Origin of the sequence: Pseudomonas sp. BR20 (assembly GCF_050780135.1) — a bacterium.
Lineage (GTDB): Bacteria > Pseudomonadota > Gammaproteobacteria > Pseudomonadales > Pseudomonadaceae > Aquipseudomonas.
In genome coordinates, this window is the sequence record NZ_CP172012.1 from 2,407,772 (window position 1) to 2,424,748 (window position 16,977).

A 16,977-nucleotide genomic window follows, 5' to 3' on the forward strand; every position below is an offset into this window, starting at 1 on the left:
ACGTGGGATCTTTCAGCGGCTATCGTCCTATCAAAAGCCTTCAGCGCTGTGCAAACGCCAGGTTCAACCCCAGCCCCGCAAACGCCGCCGCAAAACTGCGGCGCAGCCAGTTCTGCACCCGTGGCGACTCGATCACCGCGCGGCGAAACCCGTTGGCCAGCAGGCCGTAGATCACAAACACCGCAAACGTCATCGCCATGAACACCGCGCTCAGCACCAGCATTTGCACGGCAGGTGCCGTGCTGCCTGGCGCCACGAACTGGGGCAGGAAAGCCAGGAAGAAAATGGTCAGCTTGGGGTTGAGAATATTCAGCAGGAAGCCGCGCAGCATCAAACTGCGCGCGGTGGCGACTGTCGGTGCGTCATTCATGGCGAAGGCCGAGCGATCACGCCAGGTGGCGTACGCCAGATACAACAGATAGGCGACGCCAGCGTATTTCAGGACTTCGAAGGCCAGCGCGCTGGTATGCAGCAGTGCGGAAAGGCCGAGCACGGATGCCAGCAGATGCGGGAGGATACCGGCCGTACAACCCAGCGCGGCGAACACACTGGCGCGCTTGCCGGCGGTGAGGCCCGTGGACACGGTAAAGATCACGCCGGTACCGGGGATCAGTACGACAATCAGGCAGGTGACGAGGAAGTTCAGGCTGAGCATGGCATTCAAACTCCGTGTACGAATGAGGGATGACAGATCCTGTCACGTACGGCCTGGGTTGGCGAGAAGGCGAGTTGGCGAACCCGCGTTAGACTTACCGGTCCATATCCGCAACGCCCGGCCCATCGTCCTCAAGGAAGCCCCATGTCCCCACGCTGCCTGATCCTCTGCCTTGCCTCCTTGCTGGTGCTGGCCGGCTGTTCCACGTCACGCGGCCCGCAGCAACCAGAGCGCAGCGAAGCCGAGGTGAAGGCCGAGATCGTGCGCCTGCTCCCGGCTAAGGTTCCAGACCGCAACGGCTGGGCCCAGGACATCTACACCGCCTTTGATACTCAAAAGATCTACCCCGGTACCGAGAATATCTGTGCCGTATTGGCCGTAACCGAGCAGGAATCCACCTTTCAGGTCGACCCGCTCGTACCCAACATGGGCAAGATCGCCCAGGATGAAATCCTGCGCCGTGCCGCCAAGGTGCATGTACCGGCGTTTGTGGTGCGCAGCGCCCTGCAACTGCGCTCGCCCACCGGCAAGTCCTATGCCGACCGCTTGAATGCCGCGCGCACGGAGAAGGACCTGAGTGGCATCTTCGATGACTTCATCAGCGTGGTGCCCTTGGGCAACACGCTGTTTGGCGGCTTCAACCCGGTGCACACCGCCGGTCCCATGCAAGTCAGTATCGACTTCGCGCAGAAACAGGCGCGGGGTTATCCCTACACGGTGGATGGCACGATTCGGCGGGAAGTCTTCACCCGGCGTGGCGGCATGTACTTCGGTATCGCCCATTTGCTCGGTTATCCGGTGAGCTATGACCAGCCGCTGTACCGCTTCGCCGACTTCAATGCGGGGTGGTACGCCAGCCGTAATGCGGCGTTCCAGGCGGCGGTCAGCCGCGCGTCGGGCACTGAGTTGGCGCTGGATGGGGATCTGATTCGCTACGGCTCATTGCTGCCCGGTACCACCGAACTGGCGGTGCGCTCATTGGGTGCGAAGCTGGACATGCGTAACCCCAGCATTCGCAGCCAGCTGGAACAGGGCGAGCAGCTGGATTTTGAAGACACCACCCTCTACAAACGCGTGTTTGCCCTGGCCGATAAGGCCGCCGGCAAGCCGCTGCCCCGTGCGATCCTGCCGGGCATCGTGCTCAAAAGCCCGAAGATCACCCGCAACCTGACCACGGCGTGGTTTGCCAAGCGCGTAGATGAGCGGTACCAGCGCTGCATGACGCGCTGATCAGCTGCGGCGCCTGACAAATTTGCGCCACAGCCACACCCACAACCACACCACCGGAAACGCCAGGATCACGAACGGCAGCACATAGCTTGCGCGCTCCAGGGCGTCTGCGGTGCCGTCCACCAGGTTAGTGCCCAGGTTGCTGAACATCCGGCTGAAGCGTGACGGTTGGTTGGCGCCGTCGGAAGAGCGGAAGTTGAGGGTGACGCGGTTGGTATCCAGGCGACGCTGCTGGCCGGCGGCAACCTGGGCGAGCTCCTGCAGTTCGTTTTCAATGCCCGCCTGCTCCTTGCTCAAGGCGATCAGGTCGCTGACGCTGATGTCCTTGCGCTTGGCCAGTTCATCGAGGCGCTGTTGCTGGGCTTGCAGGCGATCCTGGCGGCGACGCACATCGGCGACCGCGTCGGCCAGGTCTTCGGCGGTGGTGATGCGCTGGCCGAGTTTGCCGCCTTCAGCGGCCATGGCGACCATCGGTTCGACCCCGGTGGGCGCGATCCGCAGGATGATCTCGCCGCCGTTGCTGTCTTCGGTGATGCCAAGGATATTGCACGCGCCAAACCGCGCCGATTCACAAGCCTCACGGGTGGCCTGCATGCGCGGCGCGAGCAGGGCGCCGGGCAGGGCCAGGGTCAGTTCGTGCTCATAGGCCAGTTGCGCGCCGGCCCGGCCTTGTTCGCCATTGATCACCGTGGCGCGGGAGTGGTCCTTGGGTGAGCAGCCGACCAGGGCCAGACCTGCCAGCAGGATCAACAGGGGCGCGCGAAGCGATTGAAGGTTGCCGTCCGGATGGCGCATTGCAGTTCCTTGAGGTGTGCGGGGGACATTGGCGGCGATTAAAGCGGGTCCGGCGAATTAACGCAAAGTATCGTGCAAGATTTGCAGGACTGATGGTGATGGTTGCCGTTGGGTGTGTGGCGTACATCTCAAATCCGCCCCCCAAGGAAGACTCGCCATGATTGCTCACGCCGTGCCCGAAGGTTTTGTCCCGCTGCCGCGCAGCAGCCCGTTGCTGGATTTGCTTGGCCCGGCGTATTGCCGAGGTGACGGCCTGCAACTGGAGATCGGCCTGCGCGCCGACAATCGCCATGCCAATGGACGTGGGACTGTGCACGGCGGGGTGTTGGCGACCCTGGCGGATGTCGGCATGGGCTATGCCATGGCGTTTTCCAGTGAGCCGCCGTTGCCGTTGATTACGGCGAGCATGACGGTTGATTACCTGGGGGCTGTGCAGGTCGGTGAGTGGATTACGGTGCGCTTGGAACATCACAAGCGAGGGCGGCAAATGGCGTTTGCCACGGTGAGCCTGCAGGTGGCGGAGAAGGTGGTGGCGCGGGCGAATGCGGTGTTTGCCGTGCCTCAAGCTGACAGGTAATGAAGATCTGATGTGGGAAGGAGCTGTGGTTCTTCAGGGAAACCGCATAAAGAAAAGGCCTGGCTTTTCGTGGAGCCGGGCCTTTTCCGTGTTGCTCTTTTATCAGTGGCGTTCGAGGGCGAGGGCTACGCCTTGGCCGCCACCGATGCACAGGGTCGCCAGGCCTTTCCTGGCATCGCGCTTGATCATTTCGTGCAGCAGGGTGACCAGCACGCGGCAACCTGAGGCGCCGATGGGGTGGCCGATGGCGATGGCGCCGCCGTTGACGTTGACCTTGTCCGCATCCCACTCCAGCTCTTTACCTACCGCCAGGGATTGCGCGGCAAAGGCTTCGTTGGCTTCGATCAGGTCCACGTCGCCCAGACTCCAACCGGCTTTGTCCAGGCAGCGGCGGGTGGCCGAGACCGGGCCGATGCCCATGATCGCCGGATCGACGCCCGCGTTGGCGTAGCTGGCGATACGCGCCAATACCGGCAAGCCCAGGGCCTTGGCCTTGTCGGCACTCATCAGCAGCACCGCAGCGGCGCCGTCATTCAGGCTGGAGGCGTTGCCGGCGGTGACGCTGCCGTCTTTCTTGAACGCCGGCTTGAGCTTGGCCAGGGATTCGGCGGTGGTGCCGGCGCGAGGCTGCTCATCCACGGCGAAGGCAATCGGGTCGCCCTTGCGCTGGGGAATCAGGATGGGTGTGATCTCGTCGACAAACCTGCCTGCTTCGATAGCGGCGGTGGCTTTTTGCTGGGAGGCGGCGGCGAAAGCATCCTGGGCTTCACGGCTGATGCCGTATTTGTCCACGAGGTTCTCGGCGGTGATGCCCATGTGGTAGTCGTTGAACGCATCCCAGAGGCCGTCGGTGATCATGCTGTCGATCATCTTGGCATGGCCCATGCGCAAGCCCGTGCGCGCAGCAGGCAGTACGTAGGGTGCCAGGCTCATGTTCTCCATGCCGCCGGCGATGATGACCTCGGCGTCACCGCAACGGATGGCCTGGGCGCCCAGGTGCAGGGCTTTCAGGCCTGAGCCGCAGACCTTGTTGAGTGTCAGGCTCGGCACGGCGTGGGGCAGGCCGGCGAGGATCGAGGCCTGGCGTGCAGGGTTCTGGCCGGAACCCGCGGTGAGTACCTGGCCGAGGATGACTTCATCCACTTCGGCCGGGTCCAGACCGGTTTGCTCCAGCAGGCGACGGATCACGGCGGCGCCCAGCTCCGGGGCGGGAATGCTTGCCAGCGAACCTTGAAAGCTGCCCACGGCGGTGCGGGTGGCAGCAACAATCACGACGTCTTGCATGGAATCTGTCCTCACTGGAAGTGCATTTCTGGAACGTGGTCCGGGACGATCAGTTTACCGGCGGTCTTGCTCACAATCTCTTCAACGCTGACGCCAGGTGCGCGTTCCTTGAGGACAAAAGCGCCATTTTCGATTTCCAGGTACGCCAGGTCCGTCAGCACGCGCTTGATGCAGTTGGCACCGGTCAGCGGCAGGCTGCATTGGCTGAGCAACTTGGACTCACCGTCCTTGGAGGCGTGGGTCATGATCACGATGATGTTTTCCGCACCGGCCACCAGGTCCATGGCGCCGCCCATGCCTTTTACCAGCTTGCCGGGGATCATCCACGAGGCGATGTTGCCGTGTACGTCTACTTCAAATGCGCCGAGTACGGTGAGGTCGACGTGGCCGCCGCGAATCATCGCGAAGGATTCGGCGGAGGAGAAGATCGAGGCGCCGATGCGCGCCGTCACGGTCTGCTTGCCGGCGTTGATCATGTCGGCATCGATGGTGTCTTCGGTAGGAAACGGGCCCATGCCCAGCAGGCCGTTTTCCGATTGCAGCATCACTTCCATGCCTTCGGGAATGTAGTTGGCCACCAGGGTCGGAATGCCGATGCCCAGGTTGACGTAGAAACCATCCTGCATTTCGCGGGCGACGCGTTGAGCCATTTGTTCGCGGGTAAGAGCCATTTTAGGAGTCCTTATTGTTCGGGCTGGGGGCGGATTATTTGCGCACGGTGCGCTGTTCGATGCGCTTCTCGAACGTGCCGCAGATGATCCGGTCGACGTAGATGCCAGGGGTGTGGATCTGCGCCGGGTCCAGCTCGCCCGGTTCGACGATTTCCTCGACTTCGACCACGGTGATCTTGCCGGCGGTGGCGGCCAGCGGGTTGAAGTTCTGGGCGGTGTGGCGATAGATGACGTTGCCGAAGTGGTCGGCTTTCCAGCCTTTGACGATGGCGAAGTCGCCGGTAATGGATTCTTCCATCAGGTACGGTCGACCGTTGAATTCGCGGGTTTCCTTGCCTTCGGCGACCGGGGTGCCGACGCCGGTGGCGGTGAAGAAGGCCGGGATACCGGCGCCGCCTGCGCGCATTTTTTCCGCCAGGGTGCCTTGGGGGGTCAGCACCACTTCGATTTCGCCGCTGAGCAATTGCTTCTCGAACAGGGCGTTTTCACCGACGTAGGAGGCGATCACCTTGCTGATCTGCTTTTCTTCCAGCAGCACGCCGAGGCCAAAACCATCGACGCCGCAGTTATTGGAAACCACGGTGAGGTCACGGGTGCCTTTGCGCTTGATCTCGGCGATGAGGTTTTCCGGAATTCCGCACAGGCCGAAACCACCGGCGAGCACGGTCATGCCGTCTTCCAGGCCTGCCAGTGCTTCTTCGTAGGACGCCACGCGTTTATCGAAACCTGCCATATGCACCTCTTTTATTGTTTGTGGGCCAGCCAATAGATCGAGTGTTGCGCCGGCGGATTGATTTGTTAAGTTGTTTTTTAAGGTTGATTGATTTAGAAAACAGCATAGTCGACCCGCCGCCCGGAGTAGCGCCATGACCGTTAAACAGATGCGTGCCTTTCTTGCCGTGGCCCAAAGCCTGAGTTTTGCCGCCGCCTGTGAGCGTCTGCACCTTTCTCAATCGGCGCTGAGCCTGACCATCAAGGGCTTGGAAGAAGGGCTGGGCGGGCGCTTGTTCAGCCGTAATACGCGCAATGTGGCCCTCACGCCCGAGGGCGAATCCCTGCTGCCGCTGGCCCGTCGGCTGATGGCCGATTGGGACAATGCCGAGGACGAACTGCGTCAACTGTTCACCCTGCAACGCGGGCGGGTCACCGTGGCGGCGATGCCGTCGTTTGCCGGCAACCTGCTGCCGCCGATCCTGAAGATATTCCGCGCGCGTTACCCCCAGGTGAACGTGACGGTGCATGACTTGATCAATGAGCAAGTGCTGGAGATGGTTCGCGACCGCCATGTGGAACTGGGCGTTGCGTTTGAACCCTCGGAGGGTTCGTCGCTGGCCTTTACACCGTTGTACTTGGACCGCTTCATTGCGGTGGTGCCCGGTGATTCACGGCTGGCGCAGTGTGCCGAGGTCGACTGGAAAACCTTGCTGGAGCACCCGTTCATCACGTTACAGCGGCCTTCCACGGTGCGGGTGATGTTGGAAGAGCATCTGGGGGCCTTGAAGATGAAGTTGCCGGTGGCGTTGGAAAGCCATCAATTGGCAACCGTGGGCAAGATGGTCGCCAGCGGCCTGGGTGTCAGCGCCGTACCGGCCCTGTGTGCGCAGCAGATGCTGGAGGCGGGGGCGCACTGCATCACCTTGACCGATCCGGTGATCGAGCGGCCGATTGGTGTGTTGACCAAGCCCGGGCATGAACTGTCGGCGGCGGCGCAGGTGTTGTTTGATATTTTTCGGGATGAGGCGGGGAAGGGCAGGTTTCCGGCGGTGTTATAAAACAGGTATTAAAAAGCCCGCTCAAATAAACGAGCGGGCTTAAATTTAAAGGTGCACTGTTATCAGCAGTATCTATCAATCACTTTAACTTGCGATTGGCCTTTGAGGTTCTGCCATTCGGTATTAAGTGTGTGGAAGACTTGCTCGATAAAGTTGCGGTCGGCCGCGGCTTTCTTACCGACATAACCCTGGCCACGGCGGTACATCTTCAGGCGCGCCGCCAGTTCACGGTTATTGCGGTCGAACTCGGCTTCTTCGGTATGGGGCGCCAGGCAGTCAATTTGCACTTCGCCCGATTTGCCAATCCACAGGATATGGTCGTCGAGTGTGTCTTTCTGCGCTGCGAACATCTCAGCCAATTCATCGATAGTTGGTTGGTTGTTCAGATTCATGTGTAAGCCCCTTGACCAGTTGGCGATCTATCAGTTGATTCCGTTAAAACTGCTTAGTTGTCTCCGGCTTGGAAAACCGGGCGTCAGTGACGGTCTGCCGAATACGGGCAGGGTCTTGAACCTGATGCATGTAGTCTTGCTGATGAACTGCTACGCAATGGTTTCATAACGAAGACAAGTCGCGTTTGAGCGCCTTGTACCGATCCTTGCGGGCCGGTCAGCTTCATCAATCTGCCTTGTGGGCAGTGCACATCCGGAAAAAACAGCTCGGCGGTCAGACGAGCTTGTTCAAAACGCTTGTTACCAACGCTCCCGATCCGGGAGACGTCTAGATCATGCAAGGACAAAAAGGTTACGTCAACGGTTATGTAGTGATTATTTTTGATCACTACATAATTCGCCGTGGGCATGGGGAGATACGGCAGGTGCGTGACTTGAGCGTCATTTTTTGCGCTGGACGGTCGCTATGGCTGAGGAGGAGTTGACTGCAGGCGGTCTGCCAGCAAGGGCAGAAGCTGTTCGCACGAGGTTTCGATCTTTACCTGCAACAACTCATCACCCCGGGTCTTGCCCAAGTTGATGGCGATCACCGGCTTGCCCTGTTCGACCATCGCCTTGCACAAGCGAAATGCGGAGTAAGCCATCAGCGACGAACCCACCACCAGCAACCCATCGGCATGCGCTACCGCCGCCATCGCCTTGGCGGCCGTCGCCGGCGCGACGTTCTCGCCAAAAAACACCACGTCCGGTTTTAGTCGCTCACCCTGGCAATGGGGGCAGCGGGGGACCTGGAAGCGCTCTTCAAACGCGGGGTCGAGCAAGGTGTCACCATCAGGTGCCTGTACCGCATGGACTTGCGCCAGGTACGGGTTATCGACTTCCATCTGCCGCTGGATCACATCGCGCGTGCTGTGCAGCTGGCAATCCAGGCACAGTACCCGGTGCAGGCTGCCGTGTAGTTCGATCACATCGTGGCTGCCGGCCTGGTCATGCAAGGTGTCGACGTTCTGCGTGATCAGGCCGGTGATGTGCTGGCGCTGTTGCAGGGTCGCCAGTGCCCGGTGAGCATTGTTCGGCTGCGCGATACGTACCCTCGGCCAGCCCAGCATCGCCCGTGCCCAATAGCGGCGCCGCGCCTGCGCGGTGGCGAGGAATTCCTGGTACATCATCGGCGCCTTGCCCCGGCGCACGCCTTCGCTGTCGCGGTAGTCGGGGATCCCCGACGACGTGCTGATGCCTGCACCGGTCAACACCAGGAAGCGCCGTTCGGCCATGGCGCGGTGCAGGGTATCGAGGTGATCTTCCTGATGTTCCAGCGTGTCGAGCATGGTGTCTCCTATTCGCCGCGGATGTACTGCTCCAACTGCCTGATCAGGTCAGCCTGTTCGGCAATGGCTTCCTTGACCAGGTCGCCGATGGACAGCAGGCCAAGCAGCTTGCCGTCTTCGACCACGGGCAGGTGGCGCAGGTGGCTGTCGGTCATGATGTTCATGCACTCTTCGACACTTTTATGGGTATCGACGGTGATAACAGGGGAACTCATCACCTCGTGGACCTTTGTGGTGACCGACGACAGCCCCTTGAGCATGATTTTGCGTGCGTAATCGCGTTCGCTGATGATCCCCACGACCGCGCCGTCCTTGACCACCGGCAAGGCCCCGACGTTTTTCTCCGACATCCGGACCAGCGCTTCAAACACAGTGTGGTCCCATTGGATGGTGTGAACGTCCTGGTTTTTCTGGTCCTTGGCTTTGAGCAATTGTGCAACGGTCTTCATGGCGGCCACTCCGGTGTTGTTGTTAGGAAGTCAGCAAGTTCCCTACAGAATCCTAGACGGGCTGCTGCGCTGCAAGGACCAAAGCGGCGTTAAACCCGTCGAAAAACGTCATTCACAGGGTTTTTTCACTTTTCATCCTGCATTCGCCGGCTTTTTGGCGCGTTTGGTTGTGCCGGCTGCCTTGCGGGGGGCGGCCTTGCGTTTCTTTTTCCACGGCGCAGCACCTCGAACCGCCGGGCTGGCCGGCCCGGTGATGGTCATGCGCATACCGTTGCAACGCGCCACTTGCTTGCTCATCCACGCCGCCTGCTTGGCAACGAATTCTTCCAGGCTCATCTCGCCGCTTTGCACCATATCCAGCGCCTGCTCCCAGATCGCGGTGGTGCCAGGGTCGGCGATGGCACGGGGCACCGCGTCGATCAGGCTGAAGGCTGCCGGGGTCGCCGACAGCGCCTTGCCGTTCTTCACCAGGTAACCGCGGTCGAGCAGGCCCTGGATAATCCCGGCGCGGGTGGCCTCGGTGCCGATGCCGGTGGTGTCCTTAAGCTTTTGCTTGAGCAGCGGGTCTTCCACCAGCTTGGCGACGTTTTTCATCGCCTTGATCAGGTCACCTTCGGTAAAGGGCTTGGGCGGTTGGGTCCACAGGTCCTTGAGGTTGACCTTGGCCACCGCGTAATCCTGGCCTTGCACCAGCGTCGGCAAGGCCTGGGGTGCCGGTGCTTCGCGGCCCTTTGCCGGTGCCAGGGCTTCGGGCAAGGCGCGTTTCCAGCCCGGCTCGATCACCACTTTGCCCACCGCGCGCAACGCCTGGCCTGCACAGTCGAAGTCCGCCTGGGTGCGATCGTATTCATGGTTGGGCAGGAACTGCGCCAGGTAGCGCGCGCGAATCAGGGTGTAGACCGCACGGTGCTTGCCGGTGAGTTGGCCAACGTCCTTGCCGGCGCCGGTGGGAATGATGCCGTGGTGCGCGCTTACCTTGGCATCGTTCCAGGCCCGTGAGCGGCGCAGGGGATCGATATGCGGCATCAACTCATTGACTGCCGCATCCGCACGGCCCAATGCGGCGAGGATCTTCGGCGCCTCACTGTGCTGGCTCAACGGCAAGTAGCCACAGTCACTGCGCGGGTAGGTGATGACCTTGTGGGTTTCGTACAGGGACTGGGCGATATCCAGGGTTTCCTGGGCACCGAGGCCGAGCTTCTTCGAGCAGATTTCCTGCAGGGTGCCGAGGTCGAAGGGCAGGGGCGCCACTTCGCGCATGCGTTCGGTGCGCAGCTTGATCAGCCGCGCGCTGGCGGCGTTGGTCATGGCGTCGGCAGCGTCCCGGGCCAACTGCGGGTCAAGGCAGCGGCCCTGGTCGTCACAGGCATCCTCGGTCGCGCGCCATTGTGCGGTAAACGTCATGGATGGGTGGCGCAGGTCCACATCAATGGCCCAGTAAGCCACGGGTACGAAGTCGGCGATGCTGCGGTCGCGGTCCACCACCAGGCGCAAGGTCGGTGTTTGCACCCGGCCTACCGGCAGTACGCCCTGATACCCCGACTGACGCCCCAGCAGGGTAAACAGGCGACTCATGTTCATGCCGATCAGCCAGTCGGCGCGGGAGCGGCCCAGGGCCGAGTGGTACAGGCTGAAGGTTTCGGCGCCTGGCTTGAGCGCCGCCAGGGCCTTGCGGATGGAGGCATCGTCCAGTGCCGACAGCCATAACCGCTGGATCGGCCCGCGATAGCGGCAATGCTCGACCAGTTCGCGGGCGATCATCTCGCCCTCACGGTCGGCGTCGGTGGCAATCACCAGTTCCTGGGCTTCCCCCAGCAGGCGCTTGACGGCCTTGAACTGGCTGGCGGTCTTGGGCTTGACCAGCATCTTCCATTTTTCCGGGACGATCGGCAGGTCAGCCAGTACCCAGCGTTTGTATTTGGCGTCGTAGGCGTCGGGCGGGGCGGTTTCCAGCAGGTGGCCGATGCACCAGGTGACGGTGACCCCATTGCCCAACCAGCAACCGTCGCCGCGGCGGCTGGCGCCGAGCACGGCCGCAATGTCCTTGGCCTGGGAGGGTTTTTCACAGAGGTACAGCCGCATGGTCATCACATCAGATCGGGTTGATGCTTTGCAGGATGCTCAGTCAGAGGGATTTGAGCAACTGTTATCTGTATGGATGTACAGCAATTCGTGTAAGCGTTGCCGGAATAAATGTGGGAAGGGGATTGCTCCCGATAGCGCCATATCAGTCAACGCAGCTGTGACTGAACCACCGCTATCGGGAGCAAGCCCCCTCCCACAAGGGATCTCCTGTGTTCAGGAGATCGGTTTAATTGTTGTCGAGATCCACATGCCGCGTTTCTTTAAGGCAGAACAATCCGACAATCAGGCTCACCCCCGTCACCACCACCGGGTACCACAAGCCATAGAAGATATCCCCGGTGTACACCACCAGCGCAAACGACACGGTCGGCAGGAACCCGCCAAACCAGCCGTTACCGATGTGGTAGGGCAGGGACATCGAGGTGTAGCGAATACGCGTCGGAAACAGCTCCACCATCAGTGCCGCCAGCGGGCCGTAGCACATGGCGGCGATCAGGATCAGCACCACGATCAGCACGACCACCATGACCTTGTTGACCTGGGCCACATCCGCAGAAGTCGGGTAGCCGGCCAGGGTCACTGCACCGCGCAGCGCGGCCTCGTCGAAGCCGTCGATGCGCACTTCACCCACGCTGACCTGCACCGGGCTGCCGGCCGGGGCGGCGGCGCTGCTGTACGGCAGGCCTTGCTTGACCAGGAAGGTCTTGACCTTGTCGCACGGGCTGTCAAATTTCGCCTTGCCTACCGGATCGAACTGGAAGGTACAGGTGGCCGGGTCGGCCAGCACGGTGATCGGTGCCTGGCGGCTGGCCTGGTCCATCGCCGGGTTGGTGTAGTGCGCCAGGCCTTTGAAGATCGGGAAGTACAGCGCGGTGGCCAGCAGCAGGCCGAGCATCAGCACCGGCTTGCGCCCGACCTTGTCCGACAGCCAGCCAAAGAAGACGAAGAACGGCGCACCAATCACCACGCTGATGATCAGCAGCATATTGGCCAGGGCCGGGTCCATCTTCAGGAACTGCGTGAGGAAAAACAGCACATAGAACTGCGACGCGTAGAACGTCACCGCTTGCCCACCGTTGATGCTGAACAGCGCGATCAGCACCACCTTGAGGTTTTCCCATTTACCGAAGGACTCACGGATCGGCGCCTTGCTGGCCTTACCTTCCTCTTTCATTTTCAGGAATGCCGGCGACTCGTGCAGGCTCATGCGGATCCAGGTGGAAATACCCAGCAGCACAATGGAAAACAAGAACGGAATACGCCAGCCCCAGACTTCGAACTGATCGCCGGTGAAGTACCGGCATGCCAGCACCACCAGCAACGACAGCAGCAAACCGAGGGTCGCGGTGGATTGAATCCAGCTGGTGTTGAGGCCGCGTTTGCCGGCCGGCGCATGCTCGGCCACATAAGTGGCTGCGCCGCCGTATTCACCGCCCAAGGCCAGGCCTTGCAGCATGCGCAGTACGATCAGGATGATCGGTGCCGCGATACCGATGCTGGCGTAGGTCGGCAACAGGCCGACGCAAAAGGTCGCCACGCCCATCAAAATAATGGTCACCAGAAAGGTGTACTTGCGCCCGATCATGTCGCCCAGGCGGCCGAACACCAGCGCGCCGAACGGCCGCACCACAAAGCCGGCCGCAAAGGCCATCAAGGCAAAGATAAACGCCGTGGTGTCGTTGACCCCGGCAAAGAACTGTTTGCTGATCACCGCCGCCAGGGCGCCGTAGAGGAAAAAGTCATACCACTCGAACACCGTCCCCAGGGACGAGGCGAAGATGACTTTTCTTGATTCGTTATCGGTGCTCGCGTTGGTCGCCGAGCCCAGGGGTTGAGCATGTTCTGACATCGGGAAGCCCTCACAGTGATTATTTATTGTTGTTCCACTGTCGGCGCCAGGGTTGGCGCCGCTATTCAGATTGCATGAACCAGTTCTTTCTCCGGGGCGAGACTCCTTGTGTTCGGCGAAAGGATCAGCTGCGCGGCTTTTTCCGCGATCATCAGCGTGGGTGAACAGGTATTGCCGGAGGTAATGCGCGGCATGACCGAGGCATCGGCGATACGCAGGCCGGGCACGCCATGCACGCACAACTGGGCGTCGACCACCGCGTCTTTATCGCTGCCCATGCGGCAGGTGCCGACCGGATGGAAGATCGTCGTGCCGATACGCGCGGCGGCTTCATGCAGTTGCTCTTCGGTTTGCAGCGCGTCGCCGGGCAGGTATTCCACCGGTTTGAACTGGCTCAGGGCCGGTGCGGCGACGATGCGTCGGGTCAGGCGAATAGCGTCGGCGGCCACCCGCAAGTCTTCCGGATGGCTGAGGTAATTGGGCCGGATCAGCGGCGCATCCGCCGGGTTGGCCGAGCGGATATCGATGCGGCCACGGCTTTGCGGGCGCAGGTCGCAGACCGAGGCGGTAAACGCCGGGAACCCGTGCAGCGGTTCGCCAAAGCGCTCCAGGGACAGCGGCTGCACGTGATATTCAAGGTTGGCCGAGGTCTGTTCCGGGCCCGAGCGGGCAAACGCGCCGAGCTGGCTGGGCGCCATCGACAGCGGGCCGCTGCGGTCGTACAGGTAGCGCAGGCCCATGCCCATCTTGCCCCATACGGTGCCGGCGATCTGGTTCAGGGTGCGGGCGTTTTCCAGCTTGTAGATCAGCCGCAATTGCAGATGATCCTGCAGGTTGCCGCCGACGCCCGGCAGTTCATGCAGCACATCGATGCCCAACGGCTTGAGCACGCTGGTCGGGCCGATCCCCGAGCGTTGCAGGATGCCCGGCGAGCCCACGGAGCCGGCGCACAGCACGATTTCCTTGCGGGCTTTCCAGCGCACTTGCTGGCCGTTTTGACGCCCGATCACGGCCGAGGCGCGGCCGTTTTCCAGCACCACGCGGTCCACCTCGACTTCGGTCAGCACGGTGAGATTGGGTCGCTTGCGGATCGGTTTGAGAAACGCCTTGGCCGCATTCCAGCGCACTCCAGCCTTTTGGTTGACCTGGAAGTAGCCGCAGCCTTCGTTATCGCCCTGGTTGAAGTCGCTGATCGTGGCAATGCCGCTTTGCGCTGCGGCGTCCCGAAAGGCGTCCAGGATCGGCCAATGCAGCCGCTGCTGCTCGACTCGCCATTCGCCGCCGTCATTGTGGAATTCCGAGCTGCCGGCAAAGTGGTTTTCGCTCTGCTTGAAGAGCGGCAGCACGTCTTTCCAGGCCCAGCCATCGTTGCCTGCCGCCGCCCAGCCATCGTAGTCCTGGGCCTGGCCGCGCATGTAGATCATGCCGTTGATGGAGGAGCAGCCACCGAGCACCTTGCCCCGTGGGTAACTCAGCGCACGGCCTTGCAGGCCTTCCTGGGCTTCGGTCTTGAAGCACCAGTCGGTGCGTGGGTTACCAATGCAGAACAGGTAGCCGACGGGGATATGGATCCAGGGGTAGTTGTCGCGGCCACCGGCTTCGAGCAGCAGCACGCGGTGGGCGGGGTTGGCGGACAGTCGATTGGCGAGCAGGCAGCCTGCGGGGCCGGCGCCTACTACCACATAATCGTATTCAGCAGCTGCAATGGGCATCTGAGGTCTCGCTTGTTTTTCTTATTGGCTCCATCCTAGTTGTTAGTTTTCGTCTTAAAAATGTTAGTTTTTACCCAGCTGCTGTGCGTTTTTAAACAGCGCTGCCTGGGGCACATGCAATGGAGGCGACATGTTCGACTGGAATGACCTGCGGTATTTTCTTGAGTTGCAGCGCAGCGGTCGCCTGCTCACCGCCGCGCAGCGCCTGAAAACCACGCATGCCACCGTGGCCCGGCATATCGAAGCCATCGAGAAGAGTCTCGGCACCGCGCTGTTTGTGCAGCACGCCCAGGGCTACGAACTGACCCCTGCCGGCGAAGCCCTGCTCAAACACGCCGAAGCCATGGAAAACGTCGCGCTGCTGGCCGAAGACGAACTCACCCATAGCGCCGCGCCCCTGGGCAAGATCCGCCTCGGGGTGGCCGAAGGGTTGGGGGTGATGTTCCTCGCCGGGCGCATGGGCGGGCTGTTCGAGCGTTATCCTGGCCTGGAAGTGGAACTGCTCGCGGTGCCGCGCTTCGTCAGCATCCTCAACCGCGAGGCGGAAATCAGCATCCACCTCGAACGCCCCAGCGTCGATCAACTGGTCACGCGCAAACTCACCGATTACCGCCTGGCGCTCTACGCCAGCCGTGCCTACCTGGCGCGAACCCCTCCGATTGAAAAACGCGAAGATCTCGCGGCCCATTCATGGATCGATTACGTCGACGACCTGCTGTTCAGCCAGGAATTGAAGTTCCTCAGCAGTTTCTGCCGTAACCCCAAGGTGGTGTTCCACAGCACCAGCGTCATCGCCCAACACCAGGCCGCGCGCTCCGGTTTGGGGATTGCGGTGTTGCCGTGCTTCATGGCGTCGGGCGACCCGGAGCTGGTGCCGTTGCTGCCGGGGGAGGGGATCCAGCGCAGCTACTGGATCAGCTCGCGCCGGGAACTGCACAAGTCGGTGCGATTGCGGGTGTTGTGGGATTACGTGGTGGAGTTGTGCGCGCGGGAGCAGCCACTGTTGCTCGGCGAATCCAACGGATGAAACCCTTCCACATTGATCTGTGGTGGGGGTGATATCGGGTTAATCGCGCAATTCGAATTCAGCACTGCCCAATCGCTCCCCATTCACCAACACATGCACCGTATGCCTGCCGGGATAGTGCTTGCGCGTGGTCAACGCGCGAATATGCTGCTCGCGGCGCAGGCTGTGCTGTTCACCTGCGCCCAGTGTAAACGCCTTGAGCTTGAACACCTTGGCCGCGCTGTGCCCGGCGCTTTTGACGTAGTCGATGGCGTAGTCCACCACCAGCTTTTGCGCAGTGGCAGCGGTGGATTCCAGGTTGAACGACAGGGTGATCCGCTCGCCCAGGGTGATCACCGCCGGGGTCACGCTCAGGTCATGGAGCTTCACCTCGGCCTTGGCGCCGGCGCCCATGATGGTCAGCGCGCGGGTGTTGCCCTGCTTGATCAGGCTGCGCAGCGCATGGCGGGCGATCCAGGCGGTGTGCGGGTTATCCAGGTTCCAGCCTTCGATCAGGCTGAGTACCCAATCCGGGTGGTCCTTGGTGATGTCATTGAGGTGGTTGGCCACGGATTTGCGTACGTAGAGGCTGCTGTCGGCCTTGAGGTTGTCGAGGATCGACGCACACAGCTCGGGGTTGGCCTGCACTGCGGCCAGGCGAAACGACCACGGCAGGCGCGGGCGCGAGCCTTCGCTGGCGAGGCGGCGCACGTGTTCGTTGTCATCCAGCGACCACGTTTGCATGATCGCCAGGGTGCGTTCGAAGTCGTGGAGCAAGAAGTGTCTTATGGCGAACTCAGCCGAGCCAAAGGGGGTGAAGTATTTGAGCGCGGCCATGGAGCGCTTGAAGTCATCCAGGCCGTAGCTCGCCACGTAGTGCGGCAGGCACAGGCTGACAAACCCGCTGTTCAGGCGCGGTGCCAGGGCGTAAAGCAGCTTGAGGCTCTGGGCATAGTCCAGCGGGATCACCGCGTGCAGGCTTTCGCTGACCCGCGCCATACGCTGCATCACCGACAACTCGGCCAGTCCGGCCTTGGCATGCTTGAGAAACCCCTTGGCGTCGAACGCCGGGTACACCGCCGTCATTTCGCTGGCGATGTGTTGCAGGCGTTCGACGTTGAAGATTTCCTTGAGGGCCGGGGCGCTTTGGTCGGTCATCGGTTATTCCAGGG

General features: G+C 61.6%; 16 protein-coding genes. 4 read left to right on the forward strand and 12 right to left on the reverse strand.

What is annotated here, in order from left to right:
* Nucleotides 1–40: 40 nt before the first annotated feature.
* Nucleotides 41–655 (reverse strand): LysE family translocator, encoded by a 615-nt coding sequence (locus ACHPFG_RS11050; protein WP_131699997.1) that lies wholly within the window; start codon nt 653–655, stop codon nt 41–43.
* Between the two features lie 144 nt (nt 656–799).
* Between ACHPFG_RS11050 and ACHPFG_RS11055 the strand changes: the two genes are divergently transcribed.
* Nucleotides 800–1,885: a DUF1615 domain-containing protein gene (locus ACHPFG_RS11055; protein WP_431702391.1), complete on the forward strand. Its 1,086-nt coding sequence runs from the start codon at nt 800–802 to the stop codon at nt 1,883–1,885.
* On the opposite strand, the gene ACHPFG_RS11060 is transcribed toward ACHPFG_RS11055, so the two are convergent.
* Nucleotides 1,886–2,680, reverse strand: a complete 795-nt coding sequence (locus ACHPFG_RS11060) for a DUF4349 domain-containing protein (RefSeq protein WP_145337092.1) — start codon at nt 2,678–2,680, stop codon at nt 1,886–1,888. It lies immediately after the preceding gene.
* A 157-nt stretch (nt 2,681–2,837) separates the two neighbouring features.
* Here ACHPFG_RS11060 and ACHPFG_RS11065 point away from each other — a divergent pair, with 157 nt between their 5' ends.
* A complete protein-coding gene (locus tag ACHPFG_RS11065; RefSeq protein ID WP_431702393.1) occupies nt 2,838–3,257 on the forward strand; it encodes a PaaI family thioesterase in 420 nt (139 codons plus the stop codon).
* A gap of 102 nt (nt 3,258–3,359) precedes the next feature.
* Here the strand turns inward: ACHPFG_RS11065 and ACHPFG_RS11070 are convergent, their stop codons facing one another.
* Genes ACHPFG_RS11070 through ACHPFG_RS11080 form a run of 3 tightly spaced genes read right to left on the reverse strand, consistent with a single transcriptional unit; the run spans nt 3,360 to nt 5,945 of the window.
* On the reverse strand, nt 3,360–4,541 hold the full coding sequence (locus tag ACHPFG_RS11070; protein WP_431702395.1) for an acetyl-CoA C-acetyltransferase: 1,182 nt from the start codon (nt 4,539–4,541) through the stop codon (nt 3,360–3,362).
* 11 nt (nt 4,542–4,552) lie between these two features.
* Complete coding sequence (locus ACHPFG_RS11075) at nt 4,553–5,212, reverse strand: CoA transferase subunit B (protein WP_027603173.1); 660 nt, start codon at nt 5,210–5,212, stop codon at nt 4,553–4,555.
* A 34-nt stretch (nt 5,213–5,246) separates the two neighbouring features.
* Nucleotides 5,247–5,945, reverse strand: coding sequence for a CoA transferase subunit A (locus tag ACHPFG_RS11080; RefSeq protein WP_131699992.1), 699 nt, complete (start codon nt 5,943–5,945; stop codon nt 5,247–5,249).
* A 133-nt stretch (nt 5,946–6,078) separates the two neighbouring features.
* Between ACHPFG_RS11080 and ACHPFG_RS11085 the strand changes: the two genes are divergently transcribed.
* The gene (locus ACHPFG_RS11085) at nt 6,079–6,984 is read left to right on the forward strand and encodes a LysR family transcriptional regulator (protein WP_431702398.1); all 906 of its coding nucleotides are present in this window, start codon (nt 6,079–6,081) and stop codon (nt 6,982–6,984) included.
* 62 nt (nt 6,985–7,046) lie between these two features.
* Here the strand turns inward: ACHPFG_RS11085 and ACHPFG_RS11090 are convergent, their stop codons facing one another.
* The 6 genes from ACHPFG_RS11090 to ACHPFG_RS11115 form a co-directional block, all read right to left on the reverse strand.
* Nucleotides 7,047–7,376, reverse strand: a complete 330-nt coding sequence (locus tag ACHPFG_RS11090) for a hypothetical protein (protein ID WP_025854475.1) — start codon at nt 7,374–7,376, stop codon at nt 7,047–7,049.
* Nucleotides 7,377–7,840: 464 nt separating this feature from the next.
* On the reverse strand, nt 7,841–8,704 hold the full coding sequence (locus ACHPFG_RS11095) for an NAD-dependent protein deacetylase (protein WP_431702400.1): 864 nt from the start codon (nt 8,702–8,704) through the stop codon (nt 7,841–7,843).
* An 8-nt stretch (nt 8,705–8,712) separates the two neighbouring features.
* Nucleotides 8,713–9,153: a CBS domain-containing protein gene (locus ACHPFG_RS11100; RefSeq protein WP_431702402.1), complete on the reverse strand. Its 441-nt coding sequence runs from the start codon at nt 9,151–9,153 to the stop codon at nt 8,713–8,715.
* Nucleotides 9,154–9,285: 132 nt separating this feature from the next.
* A complete protein-coding gene (locus tag ACHPFG_RS11105) occupies nt 9,286–11,235 on the reverse strand; it encodes a DNA topoisomerase III (RefSeq protein ID WP_431702404.1) in 1,950 nt (649 codons plus the stop codon).
* Between the two features lie 229 nt (nt 11,236–11,464).
* Nucleotides 11,465–13,087: an MFS transporter gene (locus tag ACHPFG_RS11110; RefSeq protein ID WP_339542879.1), complete on the reverse strand. Its 1,623-nt coding sequence runs from the start codon at nt 13,085–13,087 to the stop codon at nt 11,465–11,467.
* Between the two features lie 65 nt (nt 13,088–13,152).
* Nucleotides 13,153–14,799, reverse strand: a complete 1,647-nt coding sequence (locus ACHPFG_RS11115) for a GMC family oxidoreductase (RefSeq protein WP_431702406.1) — start codon at nt 14,797–14,799, stop codon at nt 13,153–13,155.
* A gap of 130 nt (nt 14,800–14,929) precedes the next feature.
* On the opposite strand from ACHPFG_RS11115, the gene ACHPFG_RS11120 reads away from it, so the two are divergent.
* A complete protein-coding gene (locus tag ACHPFG_RS11120; RefSeq protein ID WP_431702408.1) occupies nt 14,930–15,826 on the forward strand; it encodes a LysR family transcriptional regulator in 897 nt (298 codons plus the stop codon).
* 39 nt (nt 15,827–15,865) lie between these two features.
* On the opposite strand, the gene ACHPFG_RS11125 is transcribed toward ACHPFG_RS11120, so the two are convergent.
* Nucleotides 15,866–16,963, reverse strand: coding sequence for a DNA alkylation repair protein (locus ACHPFG_RS11125; protein ID WP_431702410.1), 1,098 nt, complete (start codon nt 16,961–16,963; stop codon nt 15,866–15,868).
* Nucleotides 16,964–16,977: the final 14 nt, after the last annotated feature.

What these genes read in the sequence shown, in the direction of transcription:
- ACHPFG_RS11070 (WP_431702395.1), bottom strand. Translation starts at nt 4,541, where the DNA reads ATGCAAGACGTCGTGATTGTTGCTGCCACCCGCACCGCCGTGGGCAGC.
- ACHPFG_RS11100 (WP_431702402.1), bottom strand. Translation starts at nt 9,153, where the DNA reads ATGAAGACCGTTGCACAATTGCTCAAAGCCAAGGACCAGAAAAACCAG.
- ACHPFG_RS11095 (WP_431702400.1), bottom strand. Translation starts at nt 8,704, where the DNA reads ATGCTCGACACGCTGGAACATCAGGAAGATCACCTCGATACCCTGCAC.
- ACHPFG_RS11060 (WP_145337092.1), bottom strand. Translation starts at nt 2,680, where the DNA reads ATGCGCCATCCGGACGGCAACCTTCAATCGCTTCGCGCGCCCCTGTTG.
- ACHPFG_RS11125 (WP_431702410.1), bottom strand. Translation starts at nt 16,963, where the DNA reads ATGACCGACCAAAGCGCCCCGGCCCTCAAGGAAATCTTCAACGTCGAA.
- ACHPFG_RS11090 (WP_025854475.1), bottom strand. Translation starts at nt 7,376, where the DNA reads ATGAATCTGAACAACCAACCAACTATCGATGAATTGGCTGAGATGTTC.
- ACHPFG_RS11110 (WP_339542879.1), bottom strand. Translation starts at nt 13,087, where the DNA reads ATGTCAGAACATGCTCAACCCCTGGGCTCGGCGACCAACGCGAGCACC.
- ACHPFG_RS11065 (WP_431702393.1), top strand. Translation starts at nt 2,838, where the DNA reads ATGATTGCTCACGCCGTGCCCGAAGGTTTTGTCCCGCTGCCGCGCAGC.
- ACHPFG_RS11050 (WP_131699997.1), bottom strand. Translation starts at nt 655, where the DNA reads ATGCTCAGCCTGAACTTCCTCGTCACCTGCCTGATTGTCGTACTGATC.
- ACHPFG_RS11085 (WP_431702398.1), top strand. Translation starts at nt 6,079, where the DNA reads ATGACCGTTAAACAGATGCGTGCCTTTCTTGCCGTGGCCCAAAGCCTG.
- ACHPFG_RS11120 (WP_431702408.1), top strand. Translation starts at nt 14,930, where the DNA reads ATGTTCGACTGGAATGACCTGCGGTATTTTCTTGAGTTGCAGCGCAGC.
- ACHPFG_RS11080 (WP_131699992.1), bottom strand. Translation starts at nt 5,945, where the DNA reads ATGGCAGGTTTCGATAAACGCGTGGCGTCCTACGAAGAAGCACTGGCA.
- ACHPFG_RS11115 (WP_431702406.1), bottom strand. Translation starts at nt 14,799, where the DNA reads ATGCCCATTGCAGCTGCTGAATACGATTATGTGGTAGTAGGCGCCGGC.
- ACHPFG_RS11105 (WP_431702404.1), bottom strand. Translation starts at nt 11,235, where the DNA reads ATGCGGCTGTACCTCTGTGAAAAACCCTCCCAGGCCAAGGACATTGCG.
- ACHPFG_RS11055 (WP_431702391.1), top strand. Translation starts at nt 800, where the DNA reads ATGTCCCCACGCTGCCTGATCCTCTGCCTTGCCTCCTTGCTGGTGCTG.
- ACHPFG_RS11075 (WP_027603173.1), bottom strand. Translation starts at nt 5,212, where the DNA reads ATGGCTCTTACCCGCGAACAAATGGCTCAACGCGTCGCCCGCGAAATG.